Origin of the sequence: Brevibacillus sp. B_LB10_24, assembly GCF_046036945.1 — a bacterium.
Classification (GTDB): domain Bacteria; phylum Bacillota; class Bacilli; order Brevibacillales; family Brevibacillaceae; genus Brevibacillus_C.
This window is the reverse complement of the sequence record NZ_JBJQOQ010000025.1, coordinates 1-24804: the sequence shown is the minus strand read 5'-3', so window position 1 is coordinate 24804 and position 24804 is coordinate 1. Positions and strand designations below refer to the sequence as shown.

Sequence of the window (24804 nt, the reverse complement as noted above, 5' to 3'; positions counted from 1 at the left end):
CTGGTTGTATCCGCGCCTGACAGAGAAAAGGGCGGAGATACTCTGCCCTTTTCACGATCAGCGGCGGGGTGGCTCGTCGGCCAAGCGTCAGGTCTGGCTCATTGCTGAGCGTATCTTGGAGTGAAAATAGCGGAGTCCGTGCTCAGTGGGTGAGTAGAGTCCTTGGGGAAAAGCGCGCGAACGCAAGCCGATCTGCAAGCTTTCCACCAGCCCAAAATCTTCTTCCCTCACCTGGTTGACAAAGCGGATCATCTCTTCCTGTTCCTTTGTCAGCTCCTCGTTTTCGAAGAACGTTGCGTAGACCGCCAGTGTATTGTGGGCGTCTATCGGGAGAATCTGGCTTGTCGTAACGCAGTTGCTCTGCGGATAAAAACTGGCAAACATATTGGGCCAGACCCAGTAGAACCGGCTCGTTTTATTGTCGCCGTACGCCCCCTCCACGCCTTCCTTGATGTCTCCGTATTGATAGGTGTAATTTTCACAGTTGACGATCTTGTATTGGGACAAGTCGAATGTTGCGGCAAAGCCAGGATGGGCGATCGGGCAGTGATCGCATTCCAGGTAGTTGTCCACGACCGCCTTCCAGTTGCTTTTGATCATGCGCGTAAAGAAATGGACCCGCTTCAGGCGGTCAAGGAACGAAAAACGCCCCAATTCCCGGAGCCAGTCCCGGTACTCTTCGGCGAACGAGGAAGCGCTTTCATCCAGGTTGACGAAAATAAAGGAATGGTGGACCTCCAAACGGATCGCACGAAGCTGCGCATGCTCCGTACAAGGGCTGTCCTCCTTAAAATTGGGAGCCTTGTGAAGCTTGCCGTCCAGCGTAAAGGTCCACCCGTGATACGGGCATTGCAAAATTTTCTTATTCCCGCACTCCTTTGCCTCTACCTCAGCCCCGCGGTGCGGACATACATTATAGAAAGCGCGAATCTCGCCATCTTGGCCGCGCGTGACGAGAATCGGCTCGCCCGCTGCCTCAAACCGGAAAAAATCCCCGGCCTTTTGCAGTTGACTGGCGTGGCCCACATAGTGCCAGGAGCGAGCGAAGATTTTCTGTTGTTCTTCCTGAAATACATCAGCATCCACGTAAGAACGGTACGCCAGTGTTTTGGCCTCCTGCGATTCAGTAAGATTGGACATCAGGGTTGCCTCCTTTGTGATTGACTGCCTGACTCTATCGCAAGATGCGTGCCAATCTTCACCATGCCTTTCGTGCAGGGAAAAACAGACTTTTCTCTTGGTATTTTTGTATAATTGTGAACATTCCACACAGAGACAAGGTGTGTATTTTTCCTACAGTGTGTCATTTTTCTACACTTCCTTATGCCCATGCATACAGCTGACGCAGATGACACCCGCAGCCCCGGCCAGACACAGCAAAACGCCGGCACGCGGACAGCCGGCTTTCAGGATGGGTCGGCATGCTCACTCGGGATCAGTCCCTCCTGAGTGAGAAAAATCCTGGCCACTTTCGACGGGGGTTCGTTGAGCACGCTTACCCTGTAGTTCAATTCCCGCATCTTTTCTTCCGTCAAAACATCGGTGAGCTTCTGGAGCAGCTCTCTCAGCTCAGGGTGTTTTTGCAGGGCCTGCTCATTCATGACCGGTGCGATATGGTAAGGCGGAAACATGTGACGGTCATCCTCTAAAACGACCAGCTTGGAATCCATCAATTTCCCGTAGGTCACCCACCCTACGGCTACGTCTACGTTGGCTTCCAGCACAGCGTGCCCGAGCAGATCATTGTCCAGCGTGATGATATCCGCTTTTGCCGGAGAAAATCCGTAGGTCTGCTTCAGCCGATCAAAGCCCTTTTCCGTATCCGTAAACATGCGGGTAGCCGCAAACTTCACGCGGTATTCGCTGTTTTCAGCATAGGCAACGAGGTCGCTGATCGTCTTGATGTGAAGAATTCGGGCTACCTGTTCTTTCATGATAATGGCCCAGGCATTGTTCAAGTGGCTTGGCGCAAGCCAGATCATTCCCTTCTTCCTGTCTTCCTCCGCCACTCTCTCAAAGGCAGCCTGCGGATCAAAAATCGGCGGTTTTTCCTGGTAGATAATTCTGGCGGTGTTGGTGTACTCCCAATACAGATCGATATAGCCTCTCTCAAGGGCATTGCGGATCGTATAGCCGTCGGCAAACGTCATCTCCTCCACTCGGTATCCCTGCTCCTTCAGCAGGATCGAGGTCAGCTTCATCAATAGCATTTGTTCAACCCCTGCCGGCGTGCCAAGCGTCAAGCTGGCCTTCGTCTGCCAGACGGGAGGGACAAGCTGTACAGCATTCTCCTGATTCGTTTGACAAAAATCCTGGCCCGCGACGAGCAGGATGGCCAGCAAGAGGAACAACGTGGCGACACCGGCTGCTCTTTTCGGCTTCATCCTTGTCTTTCACTCCCGCTCGCCTTCCACCGCTTCAGCTTGTAGATGAGCGCATGCCGGGAGATCCCCAGCAGGCTGGCTGCCCGGAGCTGATTTCCGCCCGTTTTCGCCAATGCCTTGCGGACCATTTCCTTTTCTACCTGCTCTAAAACGGCAGGCAAACTGCCTTCCTCGTACTCCACGGCCGCCGCTGTCTTCTCTCCGGCTGATACCCCCAAGGAAAGCGACGGCGGAGGGGGTGCTGCCGGAAACAGCTCCTCGGCGGTGATCTGTCCGCCATTCTTCAAAATGTGATGCCGCTCCAGCAGATTCAGCAGCTGCCGGATATTCCCCGGCCATTTTTCCCGCTTCATCGCTTCGATCGCTTCGGGGGCGAGCGTCAATTGCTTCTTGTACTTCTTGTTCAGCTGCGAAATGAAGTGGCAGGCGAGTGCCGGGATTTCTTCCGGCCGTTCTCGCAGCGGCGGCAGCTCCACTTCGGCCAAATTGAGCCGATAGTAGAGATCCTCTCGAAACAGCCCGCTGCGTACCATCTCCGGCAGTTGTTTGTTGGTGGCGGCGATAATCCGGACATCGACTGAGCGATAGGAATCGCTGCCCAGCTTCATGAACCGCTTCTCTTCAATCACGTGCAGCAGCTTGGCCTGCATGGAAAGGGACATCTCGCCAATTTCATCCAAAAAAATCGTTCCGCCGTCTGCCATCTCAAATTTGCCCGGTCTCGTCTCCGTCGCCCCGGTAAACGCTCCCTTTCGATAGCCGAATAATTCACTCTCCAGCAGCTGCTCCGGAATGGCTGCGCAGCTGACCGAAATGAAGGGAAACTCCCGGCGATTGCTGTTCTCGTGAATCCATTTTGCCAAAGCTGTCTTCCCTACGCCGCTCTCGCCGAGGATCAGAATGCTGGCGTCCGTTTCCTTGATTTTCTCCAGAAAGCACATCACCTTGTTCATTTTTTCACCGTGGTAAAGAAAGCTGCCGGGGGGCTGCGCCTGTTTCAGCTCTTCCTTCAGCAGCTGATTCTCATATTTCAACCTTTTCGTTTCCGCCGCCTTTTCGACCATCTCCTTCACCAGATTCAATTCTACCGGTTTGTTCAGATAATCGTTGGCTCCCAGCTTCATCGCTTTGACCGCATTTTCGATATTGCCATAGGCCGTCAGCATGTACACGACAACTTCCCGATTGTCCTGTCTGATCGCTTGCAGCACGTCGATTCCCGTCATATCCGGCAGCATGTAATCGAGGAAAACGACGTCGATCTCCTCCTGCTCCATCACCTGCAGAGCCGTTTTTCCATCCAGTGCCTGGAGTGTTCGAAACCCTGCCTTGTTCAGTTTTCGCGCCATGATTCGGCAAATCTGCTCCTCGTCGTCTACGATCAAAACAGCAATGGACCTCAACGGCATGCACATCCTTTCTTATGTAAGGCTATCGCGGAAATTTGCAGCAGATGCTCGTTCCTTCTCCTACCCTGCTCTCAATCTCAATCGTTCCCCCATACTCAGCTATGATGTCTCTTGCGATGGTGAGCCCGTATCCCGATCCTTCTTCCTTTGTGGTAAAAAATGGATTGAAGATCCAGTCCAGATTCTGCTCGGGAATCCCTATCCCGCTATCCTTAAAAGCGACGGCCAACCATTTTTCTTCGCCTGTCTTCATCTCCTCTTTTACGGTGATCGCCAGGAGACCGCCAGAGGGCATCGCTTCGATGCTGTTGAGGATCAAATTCAAAAAAGCCTGGATCAATGTGTCTTTATTGCCGATTAGCGTGGTTTGGCGAGTTAGCACGTTCATCGTGACCTGCACTTTCGCTTCATTTAATTTGAACCGCAGCAAATGAATCACTTCCCGGAGAATGCTGTCTGTTTCAACGGGCTCCTCGACAGGATTCTTCTTCTTGGCGAAGGACAGAAAATCGTTCACGGTGCCGTTCATGCGGCGAACCACCCTGTGTATGTCGTCTGCCAATTCCCGGATCGCCTGCGGGTCTCGCCTGGCCTTAGGCTCATCCAACTCCTCCACCAAAAGCTCCGATGCTCCCGACAAAATGGCCAGCGGATTCTTGATTTCATGAGCGATTCCCGTTGAAATTTGGCCGATGAGCGCCAGCTTTTCATTTTGTTTGACCCGCTCCTCCAGCAGCTTCAGATGGGAGATATCCTGAATGGCCATTATCGTGCCGATCACTACCGACTCTTCATTGAAAAAGGGGGAAGCAGCTATTTTCACGATATGTCTTTGCCCGTGAATATCGCGAATACTGGCTTCCTTGGCATCGGCAGCGCCCTCGCCGTCCATCGCCCGCCAAAATTCCTCTCCGCCATCCATTAACGGCAGCTGCGGAAGATGTTTGCCGACGAGCGCGTCCGCCGGCAGCCCCGTCAGCTCAACCAGCTTCTGGTTTACGTATGTGATGTGATTTGTCATGTTCACCGTGAGGATCGCATAGGGCATCCCTTCGATCACATCGTGTAAAAAGCGCTCATTGGCCGCAAGCAGCCTCTGCTTTTCCAAATTGGTCAATCCCATGTGCAGAATTGTTTTCATCAGGTGGCCAATCTCGTCGTTGGATTGAAACCGCTTCAGCCTTTTTATACTCAAAAGTGCCTGTTTGTCGTCATAATGGCGGGATATCTGCGTCAGCTTGGTGATCGGGTAGAGAATCTGCCTCATCCCCATTCCAATAAAGAACAGCGACAGCAGCAGAATCCCCAGAAAGCCGATGCGCAAGATCATCGCAAGACGGTAGAGCGGCACAAAGGCAACCTCTTCCGGGATCCCCAGAATCATCCCCCATCCCATTCGCGTCGGCTGGTAGGCGATGATGCTTTCCTCCCCTTGAAACGTATCCCTGATCAGCCCGAACCGATCCAGGGACAGCAGGGAAAAAATCGGCTGCGCCGAGTAATCCTTGCCGATGTCAGCAGGATTGGTCGAAGCCAACACCTTGCCTTTGCGGTCAAAAATATAGCTGAAGCCGCCATGCGGCAGCGTAACCGCTTCCAAAAGATCGGACAGGTACTGTTGACTGATCTCCGCGATGACGAGCCCCTGGAACGTGTACTGCTGCGTCGTCACAGGAACGGCTACCGTCACGGCCCGGTAATCCCGAAAGTTGAAAATCATGTCGGAAACGTGGTAGTTCAGGCTCCATTTCACTTTCTCAAAATCCGGATAATCATACGTGGTGACTGGCAGATCGGGATCAAACGGAGCTTCAAACACCAGCTTCTTCTCTCTGTCGATGTAGGCGACAGACTGGATCAAGGGCGTCCTGACAATCGTCTGCTTGGCCCGCGTGAACATAGAGCCGACATCGATTTTGCTGTCGTCCTCCTGTTTGGCGATCATCTCCAACTGAAAGATGACGCTGGTCATGTCCGCTTCCAGCCGTTTGATCAGGGCGTCCAGGTTGACCATTTTCTTCTCCGTGATCTCCTTTTCCATGACGGCTTCCGTATAGCCCATCGTCATGGCGTAGATCAAGCCGATCGGAATGATAATGACGACAGAAAAAATCAGGAGGTAGGTTCTCGTTACACTGTTCTTGATGGATTCCAGCTTCATCGTTCCCCTCGGCCACAAGTTCATCAATTTATCTGAATTTTAACACATACAAGGGCTAAGCTTCGCTTTTTTCCTTTCCCTTTTGCAAACTCCNTAGGTTCTCGTTACACTGTTCTTGATGGATTCCAGCTTCATCGTTCCCCTCGGCCACAAGTTCATCAATTTATCTGAATTTTAACACATACAAGGGCTAAGCTTCGCTTTTTTCCTTTCCCTTTTGCAAACTCCTTAGAAAAACTTGGCTTATCGCCAAGTCAAATAGCGAAAGCCTTCGTTTTTCTTATACTTTCATCATCTAACGCGTTAGCGAAATTAAACTTTCCGAAAGTAGAACAAAAAAGGGGCTGTCCAGAAAGTCAATGCAAACTGACTAGCTGGACGCCCCAAAAGGCGGTTTTATCCCGGATTTGTTTACGCTACTTCTACACCAGACTTAACTCTGATTAATGACCGAATGCCCCTCTGAATTGAAATATGATCTCTGCAAACAACGTTGCAAATAAAAACGATCCAGTAAAAACCACGAGAGAAACCATGATAATTCTCCAGCCCAGCTTTTTGAATCTTCCAAAGTCTTTTCCTAAAGATAATCCTGCATAGGCAAGGACTGGAGTAGCAATTGCCATAAAATTAATTTTTCCAGTGGCTTCAGCAATGAAACTATTGCTTGGAAAAATTGGAGAGGTAATAAGTAAAGCTAATAATGAAACCCAGACAACAGTTGGAGATTCAATAGGAAGAGGAATAACTTTGCTGATCCCCCATCCAATGATGCCAATCAAAACAATGATTGCCATGCCAGGCAAGGCTTCGATAGGAGCAACGTCGTATCCGATCCAGTTTCCGAAAATGACTATAATACCAATAATAAAAAGAATGATCACTTGCTGTTTCATGCACTGTGCTCCTCTCTGCTATCCGGATTTGTAGCCTTCTTTCCCAGTTTCGGCTCAAGCCATCGATAAAGCCTTTCAGTTACCGGTAGAGAAAAAAACACGCAAACGAACGTCCCTAAAATGGATGTGAGTAAATTGGCGGAACCAGCAAATACGATAATATCTTGTTCAGACTGTGGAAATACTGCAATTAATGCTCCTGATGCGGCGGCCATCATACTTCCTGATCCTATTCCAGCTCCCATTGCTAATGATATGGGATGAAAAATACCCGTACTGCCTAGCAATCCTGCCAATAAACCTAAATAAATGGCTCCAAATAATGTTCCACAAATATAGACTCCGATTGCCCCTCTGTTTTCTGAAGAATCAACTCCGTATTTTTCGGAAATGATAGCCAAATTAGCTTCACGGTCAATTGAGAAGGTTGCGCCAATAGCTTCCCGTTTCATTCCTAATAATAGGGCAACAGGGAGACCTAAAATAATGGTTCCAATGAAATGGCCTACCTCTTGTAAGGAAAGGGCAAATCCGGCATCAAATATTTTCGATACAGAGGGACCGAGCGTTGTTCCCAACTTTGCAACAAGCAGGATGAAAGAAATTCCTAAAATGTTTGCTGCTATTTTCATATCCTTTTCCTTGAGCCATTTAAAGGAAGGCCAACTAATAACCCCCCCCATGATTAATGCATAAAGCATGGGGAATAGAGCTAAAACACCAAACCCTAAATTAATCTTGTGAGTTCCTATTAACTCCGCTACGATCACGAGAGCTAAAACAATAACGTGGATCTTTAATTGGTTTACACGTTCCTGACTCATTTTTGCATCCCCCTCATTTAAATTAAGTTTGACGAGTAACCATAGAAGACTATACCTACCAGGGTAAGCTAGGGCTTCACATCATATAAGCAAAAACCGCTTGGAAAAAGGGACACTTTTCAAAAAGTGCTTTTTCCATTTTCAGGAACTGAAGAGGCACCTTAGTATTTACACCTGCATATCACTACATGACGATTTTGTTAGCGGTCCGCACAAACAATTCTACTCCCATGGCTAACGAGTCTTCATCAATGTTAAATCGTGGATGATGATGGGGATAGGTTGTTCCTTTTTCTTCATTTCCAGCTCCAAGGAATACGAAACAACCCGGCGCCTTTTCCAAATATGCGGAGAAATCCTCACCTCCCATTATTGGAGGTATGATTGCATAGGTTTCTTTGCCCCATCCCTCGATTATTGTATTTTCTATAATTTTCGTTACTTGATCATCGTTAATCACAGGACTGTACCCATAGGAATAATCCAATTTATAGGAAGCTCCATGGGCCTCTGCGATTCCTTTGACGATCCGTTCCATCCAAACAGGAATATTTTTGCGGATCTCAGGATCAAAGCTGCGTGTCGACCCACCTAATGTAACCGAATCCGGAATAATATTATAGGCGTGACCTGCCTGAAACTGTGTTACCGTTACGACAGCCTTTTCTAATGCACCTATATTTCTGGATACAATTTGCTGAAGGTTGGTTATCACCTGGGCACCAATCACAACGGGATCTATGCTATTTTCGGGTTGGGAGGAGTGACCTCCCTTTCCCACAATCTTGATCTCAAATTTATCCGTTGCTGCGGTAACAGGGCCATAAGCAAGACCAAACTTTCCAACTGACATCGTTGACATCAAATGAATACCAATCATCATGTCGATTCCATCCACATTGCCGGAATTTACAATTTCTTTGGCACCTCCAGGAGGTAACTCTTCCGCGTGCTGAAACACGAAGCGCACTTCTCCCTTGATATGATCCTTACGTTTCGAAAGAATTTTCGCAGTTCCAAGGAGCATGGCTGTGTGCCCATCGTGACCACATGCATGCATGACACCTGGATTTTGGGAAGCGTAAGGCAGCTCATTTTCTTCTTGAAGTGGCAGTGCATCGATATCTGCCCGCATACCGAGAACTTTACCAGGCTTTGAACCGATCAAGCGGGCTATAACACTTGTCTTCGTAGGCCGCAAAATCTCTAGATTGCCAAAAGATTGAAGAGTTTCGTAAATATACTGGGCAGTTTTTTCTTCTTGAAAGGATACTTCCGGATTTTGATGCAGGTACCTTCTCCATGTAATCACGTCATTCTTAACCAACTCAATCATTTCATTGATCCATTCTGTCTTCATCATGACCCTCCATTTTTGATGTTAAACGGTTTCGAACTGACCTTGTTTCAGTTGGGACAGCCGGGGGGGCCGAACGTCGGAGGGCACCAGACAGTCATAAGTCTCGCCGTCCAGCTGCTCCAACAGTTCGGATTTCGCTTTGGCCAGAAGATCAGGATCCTGCAACGCTTCGACTGCGGCGCAAGCCATAATTTTGCCGGCATACAGCATCGCTTTGTGAGCATAGGATGATTGGCCTTGGGCCACAGCCTGCCATGTGTGGAAAGGAGTTCCGAAAGCCCAGGTGGCTGTGAAGCACTGCGCGGTAGGAGCGTTCCAGCTGACATCTGCAACGTCCGTTGATGCCGCCATGAATGACAGTTCTTCTGTAAATGGCACAATGAAATCCGGAATCGGCCGTTCCGCCAACTTTACAGCTAGTTTCTTGCCTACTTGTGCTGCTGCCGTTTTTTTGTCTTCTTTCGAGATCGACTCGTAGATGGCTTTGGCGAAACGAATCTCTTCCTCGGTTGCTGCTGGAACGCCCAGCTCGGTCATGTATTTGTACATGACCCGCCCTAATGTAGCGTTCGGAATCAGGTTAGCGCAGCCGCCTTCTATCCGGTATTCCATCTTCGTTTGGGTCATCAGGGCCGCACCGCGGGCGATATCTTGGACACGAGCGAACAGTTCGCGTACCTGCGACGTTTTGGGAGCACGAATCAGGTAGGTAACTTCGGCTTCCGGCTGCACAACGTTCGGCGAAAAACCGCCTGTGTTGGTTATCGCGTAGTGGATGCGCGCTTCATCGATCATATGTTCACGCATATAGTTGACGCCAACGTTCATCAACTCGACTGCATCAAGTGCGCTACGACCAAGATGAGGTGAGGCGGCAGCGTGAGAACTGCGGCCAATGAATTGGAATGTAGCATGGATAACGGCGTTTGACGAAGCGTGCCAGATCGCATTGCCCGTATATGGATGCCAAGAGAACGCAGCGTCCACATCGCGGAATAATCCATTTCTCGCCATATATGTTTTTCCGTAACCACTTTCTTCAGCAGGACATCCGTAGTAGCGGATCGTGCCAGCTAGTCCGTTCTCCAGCATATATTCTTTCACTGCTACGGCTGCCGCCAAAGCACCGCCGCCAAGTAAATTGTGTCCGCAACCGTGGCCATTGCCTTTTGAAACGAGTGGTTCGTATTCAGTAGAACCGGCTTTTTGGCTTAATCCGGCAAGAGCGTCATATTCACCCAAGATGGCGATAACCGGACTGCCTGTGCCAAAACTCCCGATAAGTGCTGTGTCGAGACCAGCAACGCCACGATCAACGGTAAATCCTTCGTGCGTCAAAACGGAGGCGATCAAATCGGCAGACTGTGATTCTTCAAATCGGGTTTCCGAAAATTCCCAGATGCGATCGCTGGTGTCGATAAACTGACGACTTTTGCTATCGATGATTCCGGAGATTTTTCGGGTAAGTTCCATGGTAAATCGACCTCATTTCCATTTTTTCCGATTCTGTTTGCACATATTTAATTTAAGAATAATATAGGACAATGTCGATAAAATGATTCTATATCATGAAAACTCTTAATTCAATCATTTTTTGAAATTACAAAAAATAAGCATCCAAGACTGGATGCTTATTTCAATTGATAGATTTTACTTGGCCTTCCACGAGTAGCCTGAGACTCCTCTCCAATACACTCAGCTAAATCAACTTCGCACAAATCGCTAATGATCCGGTTTGCATGGCGTTCTGTCATGTGAAGATGGGTGGCCAAATCTTTCGCTGTAAAACCGTTCCAGCCCATTCTACGAATTAATGCGACTATCTTATTAAAAGTCTTTGCGCTAATACTCCCCTTTTTTAGCTTCTTAAACAAATCTTTATCATCCGTGCGGGCTGAATAGGAGAGTTTTTCCTCTCTGCCAACTGATTCAATAATCATTCCGTTCTCCTGAACAATAATAATCCCCCGTTTCGGTTTTTCCTTCGATTGTTGAATCGCATAGTGCGCATTCACTTCCGCAGAAAGGACCGTCTCTCCAAAACCGATCCCCACCGCTATCGTCGTATCGGCTTCAGTGGACATCTGGAGGATGGTGTTCTGTAGCATCGGGATTTCTCGCTCGATCGCACCGCGAGAACTGAAGATGACGTAGCGCCCATATCCCCTATCCGTCAAAGACCCGTCCAATTTCTTACAGAGATGAAGGAGGGTATCTTTCAACCGCAGCTCCAAATGTTGGAGATAGTAGGGAGTCTTAGCCTTCTGAATGATCCGGTCAAAATGTTCGATCTCGATCATTTCAACCCCAATCTGCGTGTCCTTGAAATAAGAAGTCCTCATCTTTTCGGCCAGAATCTTCAGGGTCTGGCGAGTTTCTGATCGAGTGGTCGTGATCCAAGAGGCCGGGACTCCGGCCTCTTTTAATGCCTGACAGATGGAAGGTAAAGCAGTTAAAGCCCCCTGGGTCTTTCCTTTTTTCCACAAATCGAGATGGTAAGACACCAACTCCTCAGGGTCAATATGAAGATCAAAGGGCACGTGAATGTTTCGAGGGGGCCTTTCCAATTGTTTTAATACCTCGTCAATCGGATACATTCCCCTTGGAAAATCGATACTCACGCTGTCCAATATTTCCATCTGGTCATAAGTCAAATCCAATAACGCTTTATAGAGTCCCGATTCCGTTCCCGGTATATAAACCAGATTCTCATCTGAATCCAATACGTCTTTTGCAATTAAGTACGGAACGGGCCCCGAAAAAAGCCATGTATCCACTTGATGATTGAATTCCAATACCAATGTTTTGATCTCTCTAGGATCTTGATAGGGATGAGGAATAAATTCCATCCCTTGTTCAAATTCCTTGGAAACATCCAAAATTCGTTCTACGGAACGATGAGGTCCGACAATTCCTACTTTATACATCAACTTATTCCTACTCTCTTCAAAACTTATATATCATTATTCTATACTCCCTGGTTGATGAAACTCCAGTGTTTTAGGGCCGTTACTCTCGAGACACGATTATTTTATCGATGATGACTGCGGCCGCACTGGGTCTCGTCATTGCTAATTCAGCATCCATTTCTGGAGCTGCAGGAGGATGCCAAGCTGAGGTGGGTTCTGCAACTGCGATGGCGGCAGGTACATTAGTGGAAATCGGAGGAGGTACTCCGGAACAAGTAGGACATGCCGTTGGACTGGCTTTAAAAAACTCGTTGGATCTTTATATGTGATCCTGTTGGTGGCCTTGTAGAGGTTCCCTGTATCATTCGCAACGGATTGCATGCGATCACCGCTTTGGCAGTTGCAGATATGGCGTTGGCCGGAGTCAAAAGTATCATCCCTCCAGATGAGATGATCCAGGTCATGCATGAAGTGGGTATAGAAATGCCAGCTTCTCTTCGTGAAACGGGGATCGGAGGATTGGCTGGAACACCTACGGGAAAAGCGCTAAGCGACTGTTTACTCATTATTCAGGGGGAGGCCGCAGCCTGCCATCCCAAAATGATGCTCAAGGTGATTCTTTACGGCTATTCGCAAAAGGTCTACTCCTGCCGCGGGATCGAAAAGCTGCTGTGCGAAAACCTCCCGGCTATGTGGCTGGCAGCGATGCAGCAGCCGGACTTGGGGGGATTTTCTTCCCCGACTCGCCAATGAAAGTAGCAGGCATCCGCCTCGCTGCTTTCCTACAGAAGCAGTGTCACAAAAAAGGTTGGAGGGAAAACGTAAAGTTTCCGCTCCAACCTTTTTATTTTAGGGACTTATCGGACAGCCCCTTCGCATCTTGCTCTTAATCAGCATTATTCGTGCAGCCAGATGAAGTAGATAAGGAAGATCGCAAATAAAACGTACATGACCGGGTGAATTTGCCGAGCCTGCCCTTTGAACAGCTTCGTAATCGGGTAGACGATAAACCCGCAGGCGATCCCCGCCGAGATGCTGAATGTCAGCGGCATCATGACCACCGTCAAAAATGCCGGCAGCGCTTCTTCGATCTCATTCCAGGCGATCTTGGTCATATTGGAGGCCATCAACACTCCGACGATGATCAATGCGGGTGCGGTAACAGCCGGAGTCACCACAGTCAAAAGGGGAGAAATGAACAAGGCAACAAGGAAACACGCCGCTGTCACGATCGCGGCGAATCCGCTTCGTCCGCCTGCCGCAACCCCTGCCGTAGACTCGACGTACGCAGTAGTCGTAGAGGTGCCGAGCACCGCACCGGCCATCCCGGCGACCGCGTCGGACGCCAATGCCTGTCCTGCCCGCGGCAGCCTGCCGTCCTTCAGCAGACCGGCCTGGCTGGCTACGCCAATCAGCGTTCCCGTGGCGTCAAAGAAACCGACAAACAGAAAGGTAAAGATGACGATCAGCATATTGCCGCTGAACAGTACGGACGGGTCGGTCATGTAAGAGAATGCGGCTCCAAATGTGGGCGCCAGGCTTGGCGGCGCATCGAACACTTTTTCCGGCAGGTCCACAAGTCCAAATACCATCCCGACGACGGCGGTAATCGCCATGCCGATGAAGATGGCGGCATTGATCCGGCGGGACATCAAGATACCGGTGACGACCAGTCCAAACGCGGCCAAAAGTGCATTCTTTGCAGCCAAAATGTCTTCCGGGCTCATCCCCGAGTGGAAGCTCAAATGACCCAGGGAGACGATTGTCGCTTCGTTGGCAATCACGATTCCCGCATTTTTCAAGCCGAGAAACGCGACAAAAAAGCCGATACCCGCTGAAGTGGCGTACTTGAGCCCGGGTGGAATGGAGTTGATGATCGCTTCACGAATACCGGTAAGCGACAGAATCAGGAAGATCGTACAAGAGATAAAGACACCTGCGAGGGCTTGCTGCCAGGGAATGTTCATGGTCAGAACAACCGTGTAGGTAAAAAACGCGTTTAAACCCATTCCCGGAGCCAACCCGATGGGCAGCCGGCCGAAAATCCCCATGATCAGCGTACCAATCGCCGCGGCCAGGGCCGTCGCCGTAAAAATGGCGCCAAACGGCGGGTAGTTGGCTTTCAGGTCTGCTCCCAAATCCGCCCCGCTCAAAATGAACGGATTGACCGCCAAGACGTAGGCCATTGCCAGAAACGTGGTGATGCCGGCGATGATTTCGCGGCGGTAATTGGTTCCCAGCCTGTCGAACTCAAAATACTTTCGCACTGACTTTTCCTCCTCTTGTTCTTGCAACTAGTCTTTCCATAAAGTTACATCGGAATCATAAGTCCAAAAAAGAAGACTGCCTTCCGTTGACATGAGAAGTGTAGCAAGAAACGAAACAGGCTGTCAATAAAAAAACGAACATTCTTCTGCATAAAACAGAAAAATATCCGTTTTTATCTTGATCACCAGCTTATTCCCACTCGATCGTCGCAGGCGGTTTGGAGGTCACGTCGTAGACGACCCGATTGACGTTCTCTACCTCGTTCGTAATCCGGGTGGAGATTCTCTCCAGTACGTCCCACGGAATCCGCGCCCAGTCGGCGGTCATGCCGTCGATTGAGGTGACTGCGCGAATGCCCACCGTATAAGAATAGGTTCGCACGTCGCCCATTACCCCGACGCTTTTCATATCCGGGAGAGCCGTAAAGTACTGCCAGATTTCGCGGTCCAACCCCGCTTTGGCGATCTCCTCGCGCAAAATCTCATCTGATTCACGAACAATCGTCAATTTTTCTTCCGTCACTTCACCCAGCACCCGAATGCCCAGCCCCGGTCCCGGGAACGGCTGACGCCAGACGATCTCATCCGGCAGCCCCAGTTCGGTGCCCAGCTTGCGCACCTCGTCTTTAAACAGGGTCTTGAGCGGTTCGATCAGCTTGAACTTCATATCTTCAGGCAGTCCGCCCACATTGTGGTGGGACTTGATCGTGTGTGCGGTGGCCGTACCGCTTTCGATAATATCGGTGTACAGCGTCCCCTGCGCCAGGAAGTCCATATCCTTCAATTTTGCCGCTTCTTCATCGAAAACGTAGATAAACTCGTTCCCGATAATTTTGCGCTTTTGTTCCGGATCGGTCACTCCGCGAAGCTTGTCCAGAAAGCGCTGCCGGGCATCGATCTTGATCACCTTCATGTCAAATTTGCCGACGAAGGTCTCCATGACACCTTCGGCCTCGCCCTTGCGCAGCAATCCGTGGTCGACGAACATACAGGTAAGCTGATCGCCGATCGCCCGGTGAATCAACGCGGCAACCACTGACGAGTCGACCCCGCCGCTCAATGCGCAGAGAACCTTTTTATCGCCCACTTGATCGCGAATCCGCGCCACCTCGTCGTCGATAAAGTTGGACATGCTCCAATCGCCCGTGCAGCCGCAAATGTTAAACAGGAAGTTGCCGATAAATTCGTTCCCTTTTACGGTATGGCGCACCTCCGGATGAAACTGAACCCCGTACACCTTTTTTGCCGGATTGCTCATGGCCGCTATCGGACAAGCGGGACTGGTAGCGTCAATCTCAAAGCCTTCGGGCAATTCGACGACCTTGTCCGAATGGCTCATCCACACGATTTCGTTGTCCTCCCACTTATCGTACAGCTCGTGCCTCCGCTGAAGCTTGAGCTCCCCTTTTCCGTACTCCCGCACACCTGCCCGTTCCACTTTTCCTTTCAGCAGATGGGCGGTCAGCTGCATGCCGTAGCAGATACCGAGAACCGGAATTCCCAACTCGTAGATAGCCGGATCAATCGTAGGGGCGCCTGCTTCGTACACGCTCGCCGGCCCGCCCGAGAAAATAATTCCCTTCGGCTGCAGAGCTTTGATCTTGTCAATCGGCGTATTGTAAGGCAGCAATTCGCTGTACACTCCCAAATCGCGTACCCGCCGGGCAATCAGTTGGTTGTACTGGCCCCCAAAATCGAGTACGACTACCATTTCCATTGGTTTGTCCATAAGTATCCTCCTCACCTCTCAGAAAACTTGGTCCTGCACCAAGCATCCGTACAAGCGGCCGCCTGATCAACCAAAAAAAAACGGGTCATCCTCCTTTGCGGTTAACCGAAAGGAGGAGTCCCAGTTCTTCTGGTACTAATGAAGCACATTCTAGCAGACCGCTCCAAAATATTCAAGGCTTCAATTGGGAAGCCAAACGCTCAACGATTTTATTGGCCGTTTCCCGAGCCTTTGCCCCGATCTCCTTGTACCCGTAGCAAACTTTTTCGTACAGCTTCGTCAGGTACAGCAGATCCTGGCGTTTATCGCCTGAAAGACTCAGACGCTGCACGTACTCCCGCAGCGTTTCCGCCGGTTTGCGGGGGAACAGGATGCGCTCGCACATGTACAGCAATTTTTCATATTTTTTATGGAAATGATCTTCTTGATATGCTGACATCTGCCGCTTCAGCCACCAGATCAGCAGATAGCGGCGGCTGATCCATGCTGCCAGCAGCACGGCTGCGATGATCCCCCCTGCAGCAGCCAACATCCCTTTGGAAAGGTGGATTCCCGCGGACCCCGACTCCTTGTCGCCTTCCCGTTCATTGCGTGTCCTGTCTTTTTGATCTTTCGGTTTGTCCTGTTGGGCCACCGGCAGCACAGAATCGGGCTGTGTCTCGATCGGCAGATCATAATTGACCCGGACGGGCGAGACGAAAGAGGTCGTCGCCTCGAAAGGAATCCAGCCGTACTGGGGAAAGTAGACTTCTACCCAGGAGTGCGCATCTTTGCTGCGCACCTCGATGATCTTTTGATGGTCCTCTGTTTCTCCTATCTCGGTCCCGGGAGCAAATCCTTTGACCCAGCGGGCCGGAACACCAACGGAGCGAAGCATGACCGTCATCGCCGTAGAGAAGTGATCGCAGTAACCGCGGTGGCTCTCAAACAAAAACTGGTCGACAAAATCTTGATCCGGTCCCGGAGTCGGCACGTCTTTCGTCTCGTAGCGAAACCGCCCGCCCGTACGCAGGTACGATTCAATCGCCCGCACCTTATCGTAAGGAGTTTTCGCATCCTTTGTGATCGTTTCTGCCAGTTCCTTCACGCGGGCCGGCAATTCATTCGGCAATTGCAAATAGGAGCGGCGAATCTCTTCGCTGTAATTGGTGCCGGCTTCTGTCAATTTTTTCACACTGATCACAGGAGCCTCGGCAACGAGCTTATAGCTGACCAGGTTGACCGGGGAGACATGCAGTTCCTGTGTGCCGCTCGCTCTCCGCTTCGGGTCTGCAAGCCTCGAGCCTCTCAGCAGGTCCTCTCCCCTGATCGTCTCCAAATGATTGCTTTTGCGATCGTACACGATAGCCGCGTTTGACGGCGTGTACGCCAAGATCTGGCGCAATTGTCCCGGATAAAAAATCAACGGCAGCTTCTCCAGCTCGGAAAAGTTGAGCGACGCTGTCACCTTCTCCGTGTCCAGCCCTTTAAACATCTCTTCTTCCCATTTGTGGGTGCGCGGTTCTGCGATGGCCTCGTAGACAACGTCGGATTTTTCCCAGCCTTTTCCGGTGTAGATATCTTTTGAATCGCCGCGCCAGTAAAACTTGTCGCCCACGATCGCGCGAAACACCATTCTGTCATCCTGGGCAAACGGGCCGCCGAGATTCTCGTCGTCATCGTCGTAACCCACTTTTTTCATGACCGCTGTACTTCCCCCCGCGCTCTGCTTCCCTTGCAGAAAGGCAACCGGGTCAGGCCAGCTCGGCGCATGTTTCGGAGCGGCGTAAGCAACCCCTACAGAAAACAGGATAATGACCATGGGAACAAACAGGGATTTCCAGAGGGCAAAACGGCTCTTGGCCCTGCCCGTCGTGAGCCGCTCCATCGCCAGCAGGTGGTTGACGGCCAGCAGCAGGAAGCCGAAGATCAGGGTACGGATGATCCCGCCGCTTGCTTCGTACGGAACAAACGTATCCAAGGTTGCCAGGTACACCTCTGTCAAAAAGACAAACCACAACCCCTGACGCTGCTCCACCACCAGGTAAAACAACAGCGATGCGAGAGCCGCCAGCAAGAGATCAAACAGCAGATTTCGCGAAACGAGCGACATTTCCAGCCAGTTTTGTCCCAGCGCAAGCGGGATGTCCTGTTTGAGGTGGATGTAGGTCTGTTTGATCCACTGCAGATGCAGGATGCTGTCTTGAAAAAACGATGCATGAACGAGCCAGATCACTCCTGCCAGCTTCAATACGGCAGCCAGGACGCGGCGTTTGAGCAAGAGATCGAGGAGCAGAACGCCCGCGGTTACCAGATAAAACGGACTCAGGTCAGCCGTATCAGTCAAGGCAGCCAGCGGCAGCAGCCATTCCCTGATCAAAAGGAACAGGAATAGAGCGGCAAGCCATTCCATTGCCTTCGTTGATCTCCACGTCTTCACCTTAAACACCTCCGATCCGTTTTAGCTCGGCAAATTCGCTCAGGTGGAGTGGACGGCAGACCACCTTTGCCGCCGTCAACATATGCAAAACCCGCTGCTCTTCCCCGCTTAAGGGCTTGGCATGGACCAAAAAGAGGTGCACATTTCGCCCGGAGCGGGACAGTTCCATCAGTTGGGCGACCACTCGCTGCTCAAGCGACGGAGTAATGACAGCGAGCGTCATGCCCAAGGGAATTTCCAGCGCTTCCCGCCCAATCACCTGTGAAAACGGCTCATCTCCATCCGGCATGACATGTGCCAACTGGTCAAACACGCGGAAAAAATGCGCCTGTGTGCCCCCGGTTGGGATCGCAACGCGCTGCTGAGCATGATAGATAAAGCCAAAGGGAAAAGGTCGCCTGCTGCAGTAGTAGACAAGGCTCGCCGCCAGTTTTACCGCCAGCTCAAACAGCTGCGGGTCCTGCCCGGCATAGGCAAGCTTGTTGACGTCGAAGAAGAAGACGACCTGGTTCATTGCCTGGTGCTCGAACTCCTTCGTCTTCAGACCCAGGCCGCGTGCCGATGCCCGCCAGTGAATCTGGCTCAACCTGTCACCCCACTGGTAATCCCGCACTCCGCGCACGGCGGCGATGTCGTCCGAGCGGCGATGGGGGACGGGAACAACGCCGCTGATTCGTCCGTCTCCTGTCGCCCAGTGGGTAATTTTCCGATAAGACGGGTACACCAGAAAATCGTTCGTGATGGGAAATGCCTTGGACCGTTGGATGAATCCAAAAAAATCCCCTGCGCTAACCACGCACTCCTGCAGGACGTAATGTCCCCGCGGCAGTGACGGGATCACGTACCGGACCTCCATCTCGCGGCGAAAACCGGGGAAGAGAAGCTCCCGATGCGGCTCGTAGTACCCGGCCAATTTATCCGGCAGCGGCTCCACGAGCAAGTACCAGCCCAGCGGAAACCAGATCTTTCGCCTTAGCCGCAGCGTGACGACTACATCCTCCCCATCGCGGAGCCGGCTCGCCTCGATTTCCCGCTCCACCTCCAGCGTCGCAAACATCAGCAGGTAGGTAAGCGCCTCGTAGCTGGCGAAGGTCAGGCTGCTGTAAAAGAGAAACCAGCTGGCAAAGCCGCCCTGAAACTTGGCAAAAACATAGGTGATCAGCACCAGCAGGGCAATCTTGTATTTACCGTATTTTCGTTGTCTCACGTTCCCGCTCACCGTCCTCTCAACCGATCGGGACACGTGTCTCCTGCAGTACCCCGGAAAGCAAGCGGTCAACCGTTGCCCCTTCCAGCCGCGCCTCGGGTTTCAAGATAATCCGGTGGCGGAACGTAACCGGTACCAGTTCCTTCACGTCATCGGGGATGACAAAGTCTCTCCCCCGCAAAAATGCCAATGCCTGCGAGGCCCGGCAGAGCGCCAATGCCCCCCGCGGACTAACCCCCAGATATACGCTCGGGTGGCTGCGCGTCTTGTGGCAGAGGCGGACAATGTACTCCTTGACTCCCTCGCTGACTTTGATCGAGTCCACTTCCCGTTGAAGGGCTCTCACTTCTTCCACCGTCAAAACCGGCTCTACTTTGTCGATTGGCTGTTGCCCGATGAAGCGGGTGAGTATTTGCATTTCCTCGTTTTCCGTGGGATACCCCAATTGAAGCTGCAAAAGAAACCTGTCCAATTGCGCTTCCGGCAGGGGAAAAGTGCCTTCGTATTCCAAAGGATTTTGGGTCGCCATGACAAAAAACGGTTCCGAAAGCCGGTGGGTCACACCATCAACCGTGACCGAATGCTCCTCCATCGCCTCCAGTAAAGCTGACTGCGTTTTGGGCGACGTCCGGTTGATCTCGTCTGCCAAAATGACATTCGCGAAAATCGGACCCGGGCGGAACTCAAACTCCATCGACCTCTGATTGTATATCGATACCCCTGTGACATCCGTCGGAAGCAAATCCGGCGTAAACTGCAGCCGTTTAAAATCCCCGCCGATTGAGCGGGCGAGTGAGCGAACCAACATGGTCTTGCCCACGCCCGGGACGTCTTCCAGGAGCACATGTCCTTTTGCCAATAAGGCCACAATACTTAGTTCAATGACTTTTCTTTTTCCAATCAGTACTTTTTCAATATTTTGCACCAGGTTTTCAATGGCTTGATGTGGTTGATCCAGCTTGATAACACTCATACTCACAACTCCTTGTCCGCTGACTGGCAACATTCCGTTTTTGGAAGAAGCGCAAATATTCGTATAGGAATTTTCCAGGTCTAATTAGCAAAAAAGAGCAGGGTTCCTTCCTACTCTATATCACAAATGGCGTGCCCTGAGAGATTCGAACTCCCGACCTTTTGATTCGTAGTCAAACACTCTATCCAGCTGAGCTAAGGGCACGTGGTATTTAATTTCCAGTCAATACATGGGGTCATCAGGGCGATACGGAAAGGGAATTCCTCATACACGTATTCATTCTATCGTGTTACATAATACCACGAAATTGACAAAATGGCAAAAAGTCGCTCCAGACCAATCTTTTCCTTTTCAATATAGGAGTAACTGATTTTGGGCATACTACCCATCAAAAAGGAGGATAAACACATGCAGACGAAAAGCAGAGGAATTAGCGGAGCGTTAATTATTGGCATTGTGGTCGGAATGGTAGCCCTGCTCATCCTGTCTACGGTAATCACGATCTTGCCCCATTAGCTTTCCAGGAAAATGAAACGCCCGCCTTCGCACCAATCGGGCGAAGACAGGGCTCTTCACAGCTCCAGTCCCTAAATCCGGGTAATCCATGGTGCCATTGGCATCCGAGACAAATATCACTTGATAATCCCGGAATTGTGCGTCTCCCGCCGTCGACTCGCAATACATATTGGTGACCGTTCTGGTAATGATGAGCGTCTCGATTCCCCTGTCTCGCAGATGCGTTGTAAAACGCGCTGTAACGATGTTTTTAATCTCCAACTCCCCTTCATCGGGGCGATCTCCCGATAGATCTCTCCCCCTTCTGTTCCGTCAACGAGGAGCGGTCTAGCTGCCGATCGGAGCCCAGAAATCGGCCATCAACCCCATGTCTTTGCGATCCTTTCCATGGACATGCGCTGTGTAGATGATGGTCATTTCCTTTTCTCTGCAGGCTTCGAGCAGCTTTTTTATATTGGATACCATGTCGTACGCCATCGGAACAAACATGGGAGCACCCGGTCTTATGAAGTCGTTCTCCATATCAATGACAAGCAGAGCAGCCTTCTTGGGATTGTCAATGCTGAATCGCATACGCAATATTATATTGTTTGATACAAAAGCCACAATTCCTTTCTCGCCGGCAGGTTTATCTCCCTGATACATATGGTAGAATATAAGTGAATCCGACGATAGAGAGAAAGGGATGATTGCACTGAAAAAAATAGCGGTACAAGAAATCTTTTTGGAATATGTCATCTCACATCAGGTCCCGGTTGCGCTAATTACAAAGAACGGCGTTCACATGAAGGGATTCATAATTGCCACCGACCCATACACAATAACGTTGCAGATAGATTCTAAACAAAGCCTTCTTTATAAAGCTGCCATATCGACCATTGTTCCTGCCAAGCCCGTTCCCCTGCACTTTGGAAACAGTTCTGAATGATTGAGTAGCAAAAAAAAGCCCTGATCTCGGGGCTTTTTTCCTTTCCAACACCCCGGTTTCTCGACCAAATCTTTATCATTCAATTGTACCTTCATCGTATTGCCGTCTACTACTTCAATAACTGTTGCCGTTCATTTGATGGCTTATTATTCATAGGAGTAGAGAGAGTTGGATTCGTCGCTTGCGCAATTAACGGTTGTGCAGTCATTGGTGAACTAACAGATCCATTGTTTAATCTCTCTGTGTTCTGCCCCGCCTCTGTTTCTTTCTTATTGAATGAATTGTTTGTTTCATTTGTTCCAGAATTCGAATTAACAGCTGCTGTTTCCTTGACAGATGGAACTGTAGATGGACTTAAAAACCAACCGAACGTAAGGATAAGGCCTATCGCGGCCAGCAGTGACAGATTTTTGAGTTTAGCAATTATCCAAGCCCGATTAACGTTACCATCGAGGCAATGCAATCATCTATACTTACATAAAAAATTACAGTTTGATGTCCCTTTTGACGTCCTTCATTTGTTATAGAAGTGTACTGCGGTTGAGCAAGGGGGTGAAAGAAGCTTTGGATGAAGAAATCGAATACCGGGTCAGACAAGTGCAGGCTGGCCATACGGAAGACTACGCCTATATCGTGCAGATGTACCAACGGCCGATTTACGTTTACTGCTGGCGGCTGCTTGGCAGCCAATCGGAGGCAGAAGATGCCGTTCAGGACATTTTGTTGCCTGTTTCCGTTCGCGACGACCGCGGACAGCGCCGAGCAGGTGATGGAACGCCAACTCTTCAGCGAACCGCTCAGCCGAGCGCTGGGCAAGCTTACCGTGGAAGAGCGCAATTTGCTGGTGCTACGCGTTTTTGAAGAAAAGTCGTTCCCGGAAATCGGACACATCGTCAACAAAAGTCAGGAAGCGGCCAAAAAGCAATATGTCCGGACGAAAACCAAGCTTAAACAAATCATGGAACAGATGGAGGAGGAGCTTTCATGCGTGGAATACCCTACAGCCCTGAAGAACAAAGTCTGAAAAATATGGACCGGCTGCCTCAAAACGCTTCGAACGTACAGGCCTTTGAGGTCACAGATCAGGTAATGGACCGGATTTATAGGAAATCGCAAGCGAAATTCCCATCGGCCGTCCCCCGGCGCTTTCGGCCCGGCATCGCGGCTCCCGCGCTCGTCGCGGTTACGGTTTTGGCTGTGGCCGCGGCAGGTTACGCGGCTTCCCAATATCTCGAATTCCGCAATGGCAAAGGCGATGTCGTCTTAAGCACGGACGTCACCAACGCAAGCGTAGACGATGCCAAGCATCGTGTACGGGTCGAAGAGGCCTATCGCGAAGAAGCGAAGAGTCGGCTTCAGCCCGGAGAATACGCTGCCTATTATGTTAAGGACGATACCGTTTCGAACCTCCAGATCGCTTTTGTCTATAGAGAGGCCGAAGTTTCAAGCTTCGACCGTTTGCAGGAAGAAGCGAAGCGGACAGGGACGCCGCTGTTTACCTCTCCAGTCCATCTGCCGGACGGCTATCAATTCAACTTCGGGTACGTTTATCCGATTTTCACCTTCCCAGACACTATGGACAGCGCGGAATACCAAGCCCTAACCGACGAACTGATTCGCAAGGCGCAGGCCGTTCCGGAAGGCGAGAAACTGGTTACGCATAAGCTGAATCCGAATCCATCTGATCTGGACTTTACGCTTACCTTCGCCCGGTACGCTAAAGGAAAGGACTATGTCAATATTGAGGCCTCCAAATACGACCCTGAGACCACATTCATAGAAGTCATGCAGAACGGCCAGGATACGGCTGAAAAGCTGACCATCCACGGGATCAAAGCCTATTATATTCAAGCGGGCGAAGGAAGCCAGCCTTTAAAGGCGGGAAAAAACCGGCTGGGATGGCTGGACGAACAACGTGGTTTGCATTTCACTTTATCGGATAACCAAGACAGTCCGTTGACCAAGGAAGAATTGATCCGTATCGCCGAGGATCTGATGACGCCGCAGCGGTAATTGGTTCCATTGCATACGAACATCCCCGGGATGACCGCGATCATCGACCGGGGAAGTTTGTGTTATCATTTCATATACAAATGCTTCATCAGCTCACGGTTTTTCCGGGTAAACACTTCGTTATGCGATGAAACCATGCCGAGCCCTCCCGTTCGGTTCAATAGTCCATGAAAAAAACATCGTTTACATGGCCATTCGGCATTCTCTCTATAAAAACAAAAAAAAACCTTGATTTCTCAAGGTCTTCTCACGTATGGTGCGGGTGAAGGGACTTGAACCCCCACGGTTGCCCGCCAGAACCTAAATCTGGTGCGTCTGCCAATTCCGCCACACCCGCATGTATTCAAATACAAATTTACGTACTAAGATTAAAAAACTGGTGAGCCATGAAGGACTCGAACCTTCGACCCTCTGATTAAAAGTCAGATGCTCTACCAACTGAGCTAATGGCTCGTGAAGCTAAATAATGGCTGGGGCGCCTGGATTCGAACCAGGGCATGACGGAGTCAAAGTCCGTTGCCTTACCGCTTGGCTACGCCCCAAAAAAAATGGTGCCGGCGATAGGACTTGAACCCACAACCCCCTGATTACAAGTCAGGTGCTCTACCAATTGAGCTACACCGGCATTGCAATTATTTTATTCAAAAAAAATGGTGGTTCGGGACGGAATCGAACCGCCGACACGAGGATTTTCAGTCCTCTGCTCTACCGACTGAGCTACCGAACCATTTTTGTGTATGTAACAAGAACAGAAACTCAACCAAGAAATGGCGGAGCTGACGGGACTCGAACCCGCGACCTCCGGTGTG

General features: G+C 50.5%; 17 protein-coding genes, 6 tRNA genes and 3 pseudogenes. 5 read left to right on the top strand and 21 right to left on the bottom strand.

Translation table 11 applies throughout. The annotated features are described in order from the left end of the window. Positions 1-87: 87 nt before the first annotated feature. The 9 genes from ACI7RC_RS19720 to ACI7RC_RS19680 form a co-directional block, all read right to left on the bottom strand. Positions 88-1140, bottom strand: a complete 1053-nt coding sequence (locus tag ACI7RC_RS19720) for an aromatic ring-hydroxylating oxygenase subunit alpha (RefSeq protein ID WP_408109916.1) — start codon at positions 1138-1140, stop codon at positions 88-90. A 266-nt stretch (positions 1141-1406) separates the two neighbouring features. Then, the gene (locus tag ACI7RC_RS19715) at positions 1407-2384 is read right to left on the bottom strand and encodes an ABC transporter substrate-binding protein (protein ID WP_408109915.1); all 978 of its coding nucleotides are present in this window, start codon (positions 2382-2384) and stop codon (positions 1407-1409) included. Further along, complete coding sequence (locus ACI7RC_RS19710) at positions 2381-3787, bottom strand: sigma-54-dependent transcriptional regulator (protein WP_408109914.1); 1407 nt, start codon at positions 3785-3787, stop codon at positions 2381-2383. Before ACI7RC_RS19710 ends, ACI7RC_RS19715 begins: the two co-directional genes overlap by 4 nt. Positions 3788-3815: 28 nt before the next feature. Continuing rightward, positions 3816-5954, bottom strand: a complete 2139-nt coding sequence (locus ACI7RC_RS19705; RefSeq protein ID WP_408109913.1) for a sensor histidine kinase — start codon at positions 5952-5954, stop codon at positions 3816-3818. Between the two features lie 443 nt (positions 5955-6397). Beyond that, positions 6398-6850 (bottom strand): hypothetical protein, encoded by a 453-nt coding sequence (locus ACI7RC_RS19700; protein ID WP_408109912.1) that lies wholly within the window; start codon positions 6848-6850, stop codon positions 6398-6400. Next, positions 6847-7674, bottom strand: a complete 828-nt coding sequence (locus tag ACI7RC_RS19695; RefSeq protein ID WP_408109911.1) for a DUF3100 domain-containing protein — start codon at positions 7672-7674, stop codon at positions 6847-6849. The genes ACI7RC_RS19700 and ACI7RC_RS19695 overlap by 4 nt, the downstream gene beginning before the upstream one ends. A gap of 184 nt (positions 7675-7858) precedes the next feature. Then, on the bottom strand, positions 7859-9034 hold the full coding sequence (locus tag ACI7RC_RS19690; protein ID WP_408109910.1) for an amidohydrolase: 1176 nt from the start codon (positions 9032-9034) through the stop codon (positions 7859-7861). 21 nt (positions 9035-9055) lie between these two features. Further along, positions 9056-10507 carry a M20 family metallopeptidase gene (locus ACI7RC_RS19685; RefSeq protein ID WP_408109909.1) on the bottom strand — a complete coding sequence of 484 codons (1452 nt, stop codon included), beginning with the start codon at positions 10505-10507 and terminating at the stop codon, positions 9056-9058. Positions 10508-10665: 158 nt separating this feature from the next. Then, positions 10666-11961, bottom strand: a complete 1296-nt coding sequence (locus ACI7RC_RS19680; RefSeq protein ID WP_408109908.1) for a helix-turn-helix domain-containing protein — start codon at positions 11959-11961, stop codon at positions 10666-10668. A gap of 119 nt (positions 11962-12080) precedes the next feature. On the opposite strand from ACI7RC_RS19680, the pseudogene ACI7RC_RS19675 reads away from it, so the two are divergent. After that, a pseudogene (locus tag ACI7RC_RS19675) lies at positions 12081-12498 on the top strand (L-serine ammonia-lyase, iron-sulfur-dependent, subunit alpha); the annotation flags it as partial. Positions 12499-12509: 11 nt separating this feature from the next. Next, a pseudogene (locus ACI7RC_RS19670) lies at positions 12510-12663 on the top strand (transposase); the annotation flags it as partial. Positions 12664-12839: 176 nt separating this feature from the next. Here ACI7RC_RS19670 and ACI7RC_RS19665 read toward each other — a convergent pair. The 7 genes and pseudogenes from ACI7RC_RS19665 to ACI7RC_RS19635 all read right to left on the bottom strand — a co-directional run. Beyond that, the gene (locus ACI7RC_RS19665; RefSeq protein WP_408109907.1) at positions 12840-14210 is read right to left on the bottom strand and encodes an NCS2 family permease; all 1371 of its coding nucleotides are present in this window, start codon (positions 14208-14210) and stop codon (positions 12840-12842) included. Between the two features lie 190 nt (positions 14211-14400). Further along, positions 14401-15939: a glutamine-hydrolyzing GMP synthase gene (gene guaA / locus ACI7RC_RS19660; protein ID WP_019121740.1), complete on the bottom strand. Its 1539-nt coding sequence runs from the start codon at positions 15937-15939 to the stop codon at positions 14401-14403. Between the two features lie 172 nt (positions 15940-16111). Continuing rightward, complete coding sequence (locus tag ACI7RC_RS19655; protein WP_026074414.1) at positions 16112-18358, bottom strand: transglutaminase TgpA family protein; 2247 nt, start codon at positions 18356-18358, stop codon at positions 16112-16114. A gap of 1 nt (position 18359) precedes the next feature. Continuing rightward, positions 18360-19565 carry a DUF58 domain-containing protein gene (locus ACI7RC_RS19650; protein WP_026074415.1) on the bottom strand — a complete coding sequence of 402 codons (1206 nt, stop codon included), beginning with the start codon at positions 19563-19565 and terminating at the stop codon, positions 18360-18362. 19 nt (positions 19566-19584) lie between these two features. Then, a complete protein-coding gene (locus tag ACI7RC_RS19645; protein WP_408109906.1) occupies positions 19585-20538 on the bottom strand; it encodes an AAA family ATPase in 954 nt (317 codons plus the stop codon). A 127-nt stretch (positions 20539-20665) separates the two neighbouring features. After that, positions 20666-20742: transfer RNA gene (locus ACI7RC_RS19640), tRNA-Arg, on the bottom strand. 408 nt (positions 20743-21150) lie between these two features. Beyond that, positions 21151-21627: pseudogene (locus ACI7RC_RS19635) on the bottom strand (isochorismatase family protein); the annotation flags it as partial. A gap of 112 nt (positions 21628-21739) precedes the next feature. Here ACI7RC_RS19635 and ACI7RC_RS19630 point away from each other — a divergent pair. The 3 genes from ACI7RC_RS19630 (at position 21740) to ACI7RC_RS19620 (ending at position 23995) form a co-directional block, all read left to right on the top strand. Continuing rightward, positions 21740-21982 carry an RNA chaperone Hfq gene (locus ACI7RC_RS19630; protein WP_408109905.1) on the top strand — a complete coding sequence of 81 codons (243 nt, stop codon included), beginning with the start codon at positions 21740-21742 and terminating at the stop codon, positions 21980-21982. Between the two features lie 703 nt (positions 21983-22685). Continuing rightward, positions 22686-23006, top strand: coding sequence for an RNA polymerase sigma factor (locus ACI7RC_RS19625; RefSeq protein WP_408109904.1), 321 nt, complete (start codon positions 22686-22688; stop codon positions 23004-23006). Further along, positions 22967-23995, top strand: a complete 1029-nt coding sequence (locus ACI7RC_RS19620; protein WP_408109903.1) for a DUF4367 domain-containing protein — start codon at positions 22967-22969, stop codon at positions 23993-23995. Before ACI7RC_RS19625 ends, ACI7RC_RS19620 begins: the two co-directional genes overlap by 40 nt. Before the next feature lie 254 nt (positions 23996-24249). On the opposite strand, the gene ACI7RC_RS19615 is transcribed toward ACI7RC_RS19620, so the two are convergent. The 5 genes from ACI7RC_RS19615 to ACI7RC_RS19595 all read right to left on the bottom strand — a co-directional run bounded on the left by ACI7RC_RS19615 (position 24250) and on the right by ACI7RC_RS19595 (position 24722). Beyond that, positions 24250-24332 (bottom strand) — tRNA-Leu (locus ACI7RC_RS19615). Positions 24333-24372: 40 nt separating this feature from the next. Continuing rightward, positions 24373-24448, bottom strand: a tRNA-Lys gene (locus tag ACI7RC_RS19610). A gap of 14 nt (positions 24449-24462) precedes the next feature. Continuing rightward, positions 24463-24537, bottom strand: a tRNA-Gln gene (locus ACI7RC_RS19605). A 7-nt stretch (positions 24538-24544) separates the two neighbouring features. Then, a tRNA-Thr gene (locus ACI7RC_RS19600) sits at positions 24545-24620 on the bottom strand. Positions 24621-24646: 26 nt separating this feature from the next. Then, a tRNA-Phe gene (locus ACI7RC_RS19595) sits at positions 24647-24722 on the bottom strand. Positions 24723-24804: the final 82 nt, after the last annotated feature.